Annotated in this window: 10 protein-coding genes; 8 read left to right on the top strand and 2 right to left on the bottom strand. The window is 60.7% G+C overall.

Translation table 11 applies throughout. From position 1 onward, the window contains the following. Positions 1–78: 78 nt before the first annotated feature. Positions 79–927 carry a MurR/RpiR family transcriptional regulator gene (locus EN807_RS18630; protein WP_246684209.1) on the bottom strand — a complete coding sequence of 283 codons (849 nt, stop codon included), beginning with the start codon at positions 925–927 and terminating at the stop codon, positions 79–81. Positions 928–1,153: 226 nt separating this feature from the next. On the opposite strand from EN807_RS18630, the gene EN807_RS18625 reads away from it, so the two are divergent. From EN807_RS18625 to EN807_RS18595, 7 genes are all read left to right on the top strand, one after another. Continuing rightward, a complete protein-coding gene (locus EN807_RS18625) occupies positions 1,154–1,336 on the top strand; it encodes a hypothetical protein (protein WP_128238954.1) in 183 nt (60 codons plus the stop codon). Positions 1,337–1,457: 121 nt separating this feature from the next. Further along, positions 1,458–2,459, top strand: a complete 1,002-nt coding sequence (locus tag EN807_RS18620; RefSeq protein WP_135936175.1) for an FHA domain-containing protein — start codon at positions 1,458–1,460, stop codon at positions 2,457–2,459. Continuing rightward, on the top strand, positions 2,456–2,896 hold the full coding sequence (locus EN807_RS18615; protein WP_210335026.1) for a hypothetical protein: 441 nt from the start codon (positions 2,456–2,458) through the stop codon (positions 2,894–2,896). The genes EN807_RS18620 and EN807_RS18615 overlap by 4 nt, the downstream gene beginning before the upstream one ends. 17 nt (positions 2,897–2,913) lie before the next feature. Further along, the gene (locus EN807_RS18610) at positions 2,914–3,225 is read left to right on the top strand and encodes a hypothetical protein (RefSeq protein WP_245477095.1); all 312 of its coding nucleotides are present in this window, start codon (positions 2,914–2,916) and stop codon (positions 3,223–3,225) included. Further along, positions 3,222–5,384: a type III secretion system export apparatus subunit SctV gene (gene sctV / locus EN807_RS18605; RefSeq protein ID WP_135936174.1), complete on the top strand. Its 2,163-nt coding sequence runs from the start codon at positions 3,222–3,224 to the stop codon at positions 5,382–5,384. Before EN807_RS18610 ends, sctV begins: the two co-directional genes overlap by 4 nt. A 117-nt stretch (positions 5,385–5,501) precedes the next feature. Continuing rightward, positions 5,502–6,800, top strand: a complete 1,299-nt coding sequence (locus EN807_RS18600) for a type II and III secretion system protein family protein (RefSeq protein ID WP_246684208.1) — start codon at positions 5,502–5,504, stop codon at positions 6,798–6,800. A 13-nt stretch (positions 6,801–6,813) separates the two neighbouring features. Further along, complete coding sequence (locus tag EN807_RS18595) at positions 6,814–7,260, top strand: hypothetical protein (protein WP_127313668.1); 447 nt, start codon at positions 6,814–6,816, stop codon at positions 7,258–7,260. 94 nt (positions 7,261–7,354) lie between these two features. On the opposite strand, the gene EN807_RS18590 is transcribed toward EN807_RS18595, so the two are convergent. Then, the gene (locus EN807_RS18590) at positions 7,355–8,122 is read right to left on the bottom strand and encodes a tetratricopeptide repeat protein (RefSeq protein WP_246684206.1); all 768 of its coding nucleotides are present in this window, start codon (positions 8,120–8,122) and stop codon (positions 7,355–7,357) included. Between the two features lie 120 nt (positions 8,123–8,242). Here EN807_RS18590 and EN807_RS18585 point away from each other — a divergent pair, with 120 nt between their 5' ends. Then, positions 8,243–9,283, top strand: a complete 1,041-nt coding sequence (locus EN807_RS18585) for an EscU/YscU/HrcU family type III secretion system export apparatus switch protein (RefSeq protein ID WP_135936171.1) — start codon at positions 8,243–8,245, stop codon at positions 9,281–9,283. The last annotated feature ends 29 nt before the right edge of the window (positions 9,284–9,312 follow it).

The raw sequence follows: 9,312 nt of genomic DNA, 5'->3' as shown, positions 1-9,312 counted from the left end.
CGGAGCCGGTCCAGTCCTGGTTCAGGCAGTCTGCCTGCCGTCAACGCCCCCGCGCCCGACAGTGGATGCCCCGGCCGCTTACCGGGGCGGCTTCCAATAAATGCCGAAAGCAGCGAGTTGCTCTTCCGACCGTTTTACTCGTTCTGCAGCATTCACTTCGGACTGCACAGCCGTCAGTGCCGCCAGAATTTCGACGGCAGCGAACGCCGGCGTCATGCTGCGAAAGAACGACTGCGAATTTGACGTAACGATGATTGTTTCCCGCGCGATCCGGGCCAGCGGCGACACACTGCTATCGGTGATTGCCACCACGCCGACACCCTGCCTGGCCGACTGGCGCGCCACGTCGATCGTCGTGCGTTCATAAGGAGACATGCCCACAGCAAGGAGGACGTCGCCCGGTCCCGCACCCTGCAAGGCATCCAGACCATGTCCCCCCATCTCGCCGACAAGCGTCACCTTGCGGTCATCGCCAGCCAGAAACGACATGATGTGAACGAAGTGGTTCGCGACCGGATAACCGGAGCGCGAGCCGAGACCGAACAGATTGCGCGATCGTGCAAGGAGCTCGGCAGTGGCAACGAATTGTGAGGCATTGCCGTATTCACCTAGACTTGAAATCTGGGCCGCGAGCGTGTCGGCGACGACCCCTGCAATCGAATATCCCGGATCGCCGTCCTGCCCCATACCCTGTCGCGCCGGCTCACCGGCGCCTGTCTCACGCAGCGCGCGCGCATAAAGGCTCCGCATATCCTCGTAGCCTTCAAGGCCAAGCCATCGCGCCAACCGCATCATCGTGCTGTGCGAAACGCCGGCCTGGTGCGCCTGCTCGCGCATCGACATCAGTGCGACGTCCTTAGGATGATCCAGCACGAAACGCGCGGCGACCCGCAACTGCGGCGGCATATTCTCGAAGCGTTCGACCAACAGCTCCGCCAAAGGACCTTGTTCCATTCTAAAATACCCCATTCACCCCGATGGCAGGTTACTCCCCGAATGGCGGCAATGCAACAGTTGGAACTGAAGTGGTTCATATATTCCAAGTGGACTTTCATTTTCGATCACCCTGCCTTAAGCTGCTTTTGCAACCTGCCGGATCGCTTCGACGTGATTCCGGAGTTTGTAACTTGAACGGCCCCTCAAGGAGACAATGATGGCTGCTACCCCTCCCATTACGTCCGGCTCTGCCGGGTCGCCGGAACAGAACCTGGACAAGATGATCAAGCATCAGGAGCGCATGTTTAGCCTCGAGATCACAAAAGAGATCGCGAAATCCCAACATGACATGCTGATGAGCACCGCTAGGACGCTCGGCCAGTCGGCTGAAAAGGCCTAAGGCGGGGATTCTCGAACCCTGCGCCGCCGCAAGCACCCGGCGGCGCACGTGCACGGCAAGAATGCTTTCGACGCCGTTGTCAGGCTGCGTCTGAATTGTCATCGGCGGGAGATGAAGTGGCATGACCGCTAATTCTATCGGCAAATATTGGGATGCGGAGTCCGCGCGCCGGCTTCGATCGATTATCACCCACGCCCCAAGATCCGGACGTTCCATTGCGCTCAGCGTAACTCACGGATTTCACGCGGGCGCCCAACTCAGTCTGGTCGAGCCTCTGTATACTGTTGGCTCCAGCACGGAGTCCGACATTGTCCTCAGGGATGCTGGCATCGCGCCGGTCCACGCGAGGTTGCGGCGCAAGGGCAGCCAAATTGAAATCGAAGCCGTCGGCGGCGACGTCACACTCGCCACGGGCGAGATCATCCATGAAGGCCAAGGCAGCCGCTGCAAGCTGCCGCTCACGATAAGTATCGGCGATGCCCATATCCGGCTGATCAACCCAGAACGCCCGCCGAATCGCTGGTCCGTTTCTGATCGCCCCCTCCTGGTTGCAGGCAGCGTGCTCTTTGCCGTGTTCGCTGTTTCCGTCGCTGCGAATGGGTTCTCTTTCGCCAAGCCCGACATCGGCAAAAAGATATCCGCTCAAGACCGTGACCCGATCAGAGTGGCCTTTGCTGGCGAGACCGGGCAAAGTGTCCTGAACAATTCATCGCCAACGCAATTACCCAGTGCTGCCGAAGCGGAAAGCCAGCTCAGGCTGCGCCTCGATCAATCTGGCATCAGCACTTTGGCTGTTCAGCGGCCACCTGGACGGCTCGCGGTCTCGGGTATGATCCCCAATGACAAGGATGATGCCTGGACCGAAACGCAATCCTGGTTCGACCAGACGTTCGGCGCGCACATTCCCCTCGTTTCCAATGTTATGATCGGCAACGCCGAGCAGGCTCCGCGCCTGAGGCTGCAGGCGATCTGGTATGGCGAGCGGCCCTACGTCATCGCCGCCGACGGCGCACGCTATCATGAAGGTGCATTCACGAATGACGGCTGGACCATCAAGCACATTGGCGAGACGGAACTTCTCCTGACGAAGGGCGGCGCCACGGTCGCGCTGAAATATCCGTGAACCGCCGGCTTGAAGGGCCGCGATTCGATACGGCAAGGATCGATACAACCGGCCGCGAGGTGCGGCAGGCGGAAGGTGTGCGCGGTCAGGCGATCAACCGGCGGCGGATGAATGGCGTCGACAAAGCCGCAAGCCGTGCTCAGGGGACGACATCGGCCGCTGGTACGGAAAAGCCACAAAACGCGGAATTCCAGCCCTCTCGAGGCACGAATAGCGAATCGCTCGACGAGGCACTCATCAACTTCGTCATGCCGGGTATTCCCGAGCCAGCCATCCTGCGTCGCTCAGTACCTATTCTCCAGCATTTTGTAACGCATCTGGTTCCCGGCCTTGAGGGTGGCGAGCAACTCAAGACACTTGCCAGAACGCTGATGGAGGATGAAATCGAGCGTCATCGCGATCTGCTTGGCCGGATACAGGAAGGAATCGAAACCTGACCGATCCGCGTGAAACAGTGCATCTGCTGCATGTCTTGGGCTATCTCTACGGGTGTCACGGGCAGGCAAAGCGGGGCGCGGCATACCTGCTTATCGCTGCACAGCTGTCGCCGGGAAATGCCGGCGTCCTGCGGACACTGGCGCATCTGCTCATACTCGATGGCGAAGCGGACAAAGCGCTTGCCACGATTGCCAGGCTGGAGACATTGGAGGGAATGGACCACCCGACGCTAGCGTTGCTGAAGAGCCGCGCGTTGCTTGTAGCCGGCCGCAAGGCCGAGGCGCACAATGCCTTGCGAAACTTCCTATCGCGTCGAGCCGCCGAATGACGGTGTCGGAGCGACTTCTGCACTTCCTTGCCAAGCTGTCACGCCGCAGCGATCTGGTCATTGCCGTCCTGATGCTCGTCGCGGTGGTGATGATGCTCATTCCATTGCCGACTTTCCTCGTCGACATTCTCATCACCGCCAATATCGCCGTCAGCGTGCTTATCCTGCTGGCTTCGTTTTACGTTTCTCATCCGCTCCAGTTCTCGTCGCTGCCATCGGTCATCCTCATCGCTACCTTGTTCCGGCTGGCGATCACGATCACGACCACGCGATTGATCCTGCTTCAGGCCGACGCAGGCGACATCGTTTCCGCCTTCGGTACATTCGTCGTCGGCGGCAGTATTGCGGTGGGCCTCGTCATTTTCCTGATCATAACCGTTGCGCAGTTCATCGTGGTTGCGCGGGGTGCGGAACGCGTTGCCGAGGTTGCCGCGCGCTTTACCCTCGATGCGCTGCCGGGCAAGCAGATGAGCATCGATGCGGAGTTGCGCAACGGAGACATCGATCAGGCGGAGGCACGCCGGCTGCGCCAGCAGCTTGAGCGTGAGAGCCAGCTGTTCGGCGCGATGGACGGTGCCATGAAATTCGTCAAAGGCGACGTCATCGCCGGCATCGTCATCATTCTGGTCAACCTGATCGGTGGTTTCGCGATCGGAACGCTGCAGCACGATATGTCGCTAGGGGACGCCGCCGTGACCTACTCACTGCTCACTGTGGGTGACGGGCTGGTTGCGCAGATACCGGCACTGCTCGTCGCTGTGGCCGCCGGTACGATGGTGACGCGCGTCGGCAGCTCGGACGGCACGAGCGACCTTGGCAGGCAAATAACCAGCCAGCTGCTGCGGGACTCCCGCGCGCTGGCACTCGCGGCGGTGATCATGGTCGGCCTTGCCATAGTGCCGGGCTTTCCGTCCATTGTATTCCTGATCCTTGGTGCCTGCTTCGGAGCGGGCGCCTATGCAATCAATCGCCGCACCGCCCGGGAATCCGAGCACAAAGACATCGGCCAGATCGCCATGACCGAACAACCGGGAAATCCGGCGTCGCTTTCAGCAACGCCCGTCGGAACACTGCCTTCTTCATCCCGCATCGTCGTTCGCTTCGGAACCGACCTCGGGCGCTCGATCCCGGAACCCGAATTCGCCACGCTTGCCGATGGCGTGCGCCGCGAACTCTTCGACGATCTCGGTGTCGACGTTCCCGCTATCGGCCTGCAGGTCGACGAGATGCTTTCAGCGAGAAGCATGCGGATCGATCTGGAGGGCGCACCCATCCTGGATACCGAAATCCCCGCCGAGCGCGTTCTTGTCGAAGCGGACCCAACGCATCTCGATCTGCTCGATGTGACTTACGAAAAAGGTTCTCCGATTGCCGGTCAGCGCAAATTCATGTGGGTCGATCATCGCCACATTTCGGCATTGAAGGAAGCCGGCTTCGTCTTCTCCACACCTGCCCAAACAGCGGTTAAATGGACCGGAAATGCACTTCGGCTCTATGCCGGCCATTTCGTCGGTATTCAGGAGACACGCAGGCTCCTGTCGGACATGGAGCCGGATTATGCGGATCTGGTCAGACAGGCGCAGGAGATCGTGCCGCTGCAGAAGATCGCGGAGGTGCTTCGGCGACTTGTCGGTGAAAACGTGCCGATCCGCAACCTACGCCTGATCCTCGAAGCGCTGATCGAATGGGGACAACGCGAACAGGACGTCGTTCTGCTTACGGAATATATCCGCACGTCCTTGAAACGCCAGATCAGCTTCCGCTTCGCTGGTCGTAACAACATCATCGCAGCCTATGTTCTGCAGCGCTCGGCCGAGGATATCCTGCGAAACGCGGTGCAAAGCACATCGACCGGCACGTTCCTGAACCTTTCGGATGACGATGCACAGGCTTTGATCGCCGAAATCGAACGAGCCTTGTCGCAGAACGCCACCGATGTCTCACCGGTCGTCCTCGCGGCGATGGATGTACGCCGTCATATGCGAAGCCTGCTCACGCACAATGCCATCGAACTTCCGGTTCTGTCCTTTCAGGAACTCGCACAAGAATTCAACGTCCAGCCACTGGCGACGATAACCGGCCGCTCGGGCATAGCACGCAATGTCTCTCAGTCGCTGCCAGCAGCTCAGGCGAAAGCCGGACAAGAGGCAGCCTCATGATGCCGGCCGGGCGGATTGGGACAGTTGGGGAATCTACATGCTCAAGAGGGGAACGGCATGATAATCCACGATACCGCAGCATGCGTTCGATCCGCCACTTTCGCCGGGCGGACGGCTATGCGCTGGCTCGCTATCGCGGCGGTTGGCGTCTTGCTGGCGTTTTTGTTCACACTTGCCGACACGATGGCACAAAACATATCACCATTGCCGAGCAAGCCAACGGTCGACCTGCCGGTCGGGCAAGGACGCCTGCTGCGGTTCAATGAACCCGTCGAATCCGTCCTGATCGCGGACACCACGATCGCGGACCTTCAGGTCGTGTCGCCGGGGATGGTCTATGTCTTCGGCCTAAAGCCCGGCCTGACCAACCTCATTGCAATCACAGCCGATGAGCGGGTCGAGGCAACGGCCCAGTTCCGCGTCACCCCCGATGTGACGCCTGCCAATGAAGCGAAATACGCAATGCAACCGAACTCGGCGACAAATCTCTCGATTTTCGGAACCCGCATTGTTGCGAGGGGCGAAGCACGAGGCGTCGAGGAGGCAACGGATGTCGACAACATCGCTCGCACGTTCTCGCCGCCGGAACAGCCGCCGCTGAACAACATGACCGTGCAGGGGTCGCAGCAGGTCAACATCCGGGTCCGCTTCGCCGAAGTCTCACGCACGGAGTTGCAATCATATGGCGTCGATTGGTCTGTCGGATACAGGAGCGGCGGCTTCGAATTCAACATGTTCCAGGACAATGGTGTGCCCTCCGGCACCGGGAATTTCGGTTTGAACATGGACCAGACGCATGGCATCAACTTCGATATTCTCATCGAAGCGCTGCAACGCAACGGCATCGTCAAGATACTGGCCGAACCGAACCTGACGGCGATGACCGGTCAGACCGCAAGCTTTCTTGCCGGCGGCGAAATTCCGGTTCCGATTCCGCAAGGAACTGACGTCGTGACCGTTCAATACAAGCCCTTCGGCGTTTCCCTCGGGTTCACCCCTACGCTGATCGGCCGCAATCGGATTGCGCTCCATGTCCAGCCGGAAGTCAGTTCCTTGTCGGAAGCAGGCTCAGTAAGCGCCAATGGCTTCGCCATGCCGAGTTTCGTCGTGCGCAGGGCCGACACCACGGTCGAAGTGGCGAGCGGCCAGACCTTTGCGATCGCCGGTCTTTTCCAGCAGCGGACCTCGCGTAATCTGGAAAAGTTTCCGGTTCTCGGCGATGTGCCGGTCCTTGGCCCGCTTTTCCAGTCACAGCGTTTCCAGCGCGAAGAGACGGAACTGGTGATCCTGATCACGCCTTATCTGGTCGAGCCGGTGCGCGACAGTCTCGCGACGCCGCTCGATCGTCCGGCAGCCAAACGCCACAGCCGGAAGCGCGCCAATGACGCGGCGGCGATGGGCCTGATCATCAAGTAGTGGGGAACCGAACATGACATTTCGCATCGCTTTGTGCTCTGTTTCGGTGCTGCTTCTGGCCGGCTGCGTGAACAGCCCGCAACAGCCGCAGGAATATTCTCCCGGCTACAGCTATGTTTCGACCGACACCGGCGGCTCCGAGAAGGGCGTCGGCGGTTCCGTCCTTGCTCCCAATGCATGTCTGAACGAACCGGCCGATGACGACCGTTCTGCCGCTGCGACCGATCTGACGATCGTCTCCGGCGTCGGCTCGCACCTGCCGTCCGGCTGCGCCAACGCCTACAACCTTCAACGCATGGCCGAAAGCCAGCGCGACCTCGTCGAGGGCCGGCGCATGGGGGCGGCGGCGGCCGCACCGACTGCAAATGCCGCCCGGCGCTACCTCAATGGCGAAGAGGCTCCCATGGGTGGAGCCAATAGCGGGCCGCTGACGCCGCAAACAACGCTCCCGGTCGAGTGAGCCGATGCGGCCTTGCCCGCGTAGCACTACTTTATCCATTTGTTTTGGCGTCGGACTCGACCCAAATCAGCTTCGCGTTTTCCGGTCCGCTGCGCTAGCCGAGGATAGAGCCGAGCGCTTTCGCCCTGGCCTGTGTGCTGCCCTTCGAACGGATGGTTCTGGCACGCGCAAGCAAGGTATCCACCTCCTTGGTCGCCAGGCCGATCGGCGGCGAGGCCCTCACCTGATCGGCCTGGCCGAGAAGTCCGTAGACCACCACGACGTTGCGCTTGTGATGCAACTGCGCATTGGTTGCGGCGGAGATCTTCTGGACCAGCGGCAGTGCCGTGGTGGAATTGCCTTCGAGCGCTGCGGCCAGCGCCATGTTGCTCTCGACGTCGAGATCCCCCGGCGCGAGTTTCAACGCCTGAGCAAAAGTGGCCTGCGCCTCCGCCGTCTGACCCGCGAATGTCTGCGCCACGCCCAACCGATTGTAGGCGCTGCTAGTATTGACCAGCGGCGCGGCCTGCGCGAGCGCGCGCATGCCGGCATCGATATCGCCCGTTTCTATCATCGCCGAGCCAAGCCCGAGCATTGCCCCCCCGTCATTGGGAGCTTTTGCGAGCGCGGCCTGATACGCGCTGGCGGCCTCGGCGGGATAGCCCGCTCGCATATAGGCCTCGCCTGCCTTGACGAAGGCGCTCGGCTTGGCGTCCGGCATCGCTGCCGCGCGCTGATAGAGCGCGATTGCGGTGTCGCTATCTCCCTGCGCATCTATATCGTCCGCGAGCTTGATCAGACGCTCCGATTGCGACGACGGGCCTTGCGCCTTTGCCTGCTCGGCGTCGGTTTTGGTCGTCTGACAACCGGCCATCGCCAGCATGGCGACGACGGGCAAGAACACGACATGCAGCCGCATATCCACCTCTCCGTATTCAAGCCCGCCGCACCTTACACACGGCCTTGGCCGACTGGAACCACAACAGTGCGATAAGATTGCAACATGGCCGAAGAAGCTGAGGAAAAGACACTACCGGCGTCCGAAAAGAAACTTCGTGACGCCCGCCGGAAAGGCCAGGTTTCGCAGAGCCGCGACCTGGTCTCCGGCTTCACGCTTTTCGCAGCGCTTGGCTATCTTTATTTTGCCTGGCCGATGCTCATCGAGCACTTTTCGGAACTCGTGCAGACCGTGACGGCCCCGGGCGATTCGTTCGGGGAAGTCAGCCTGCGGGCCATCCGCCATTCGTTGTCATTGCTGATGCTTGCCACATTACCGCTAGTCGGAATCGTTGTCGTTCTCGCCGTGGCCTTCGGCATGCTGGGGACGTTCGGGCCAGTCTTCTCGTTTGAGCCGCTTAAGCCGCAATTCGATCACATAAACCCGGCGAAGGGCCTTCAGAAGATCCTGTCGCTGCGCAACGTCATCGAGTTCACCAAAGGCCTGGCCAAGGTGGTGTTGCTGGCCGCCCTCTTTGCATTCATTTTGATCGCATGGCTGCAGCCGCTCGTCGATGCTCCAGGATGCGCTCCGTCATGCCTTGGGCCGATCACGAAGGCGGTGCTGATACCACTTGGAATTGCCGCCGCCCTGGCCTTTGTCGTCATCGGCGTGATCGATGTTCCCATTCAGCGCTGGCTGTTCCTGCGCGACATGCGCATGACGACGACCGAATACAAGCGCGAACACAAGGATCTCGAAGGAGACCCCTTAATCCGGCATGAACAGCAGCGACAGCGGCGTGAGGCCGTGATGCAACCTGCGAAGCTGGGCGTAAAAAACGCGGTCATCGTCTTCGTGTCTGGCGACCGCGCAGTGGCGTTGCGTTACGTCAAGGGTGAAACTCCGGTGCCGACGGTCGTCGGCAAGGGCCAGGGCCGAGCGGCCGACGAGATGATGGCTCAAGCACGCAAGGCCGGTATTCCCGTGGTCGAGGATGCGGCCGTCGCCAGCCCACTCTTCGAAAATGCAAACACCGGAGCTTACATCGGTCAGGAGATGTTCTCACCGGTCGTGCGCCATCTCGTCCGGCTCGGGCTCACTTGAGGCATGGTCGAACCGACCTTGCCCCGCAA

Origin of the sequence: Mesorhizobium sp. M5C.F.Ca.ET.164.01.1.1 (genome assembly GCF_004792125.1) — a bacterium.
In the GTDB taxonomy this organism is placed as follows: Bacteria; Pseudomonadota; Alphaproteobacteria; order Rhizobiales; family Rhizobiaceae; genus Mesorhizobium; species Mesorhizobium wenxiniae.
The sequence above is the reverse complement of the archived record's forward strand: the minus strand, read 5'-3'. Positions and strand labels throughout refer to the sequence as shown.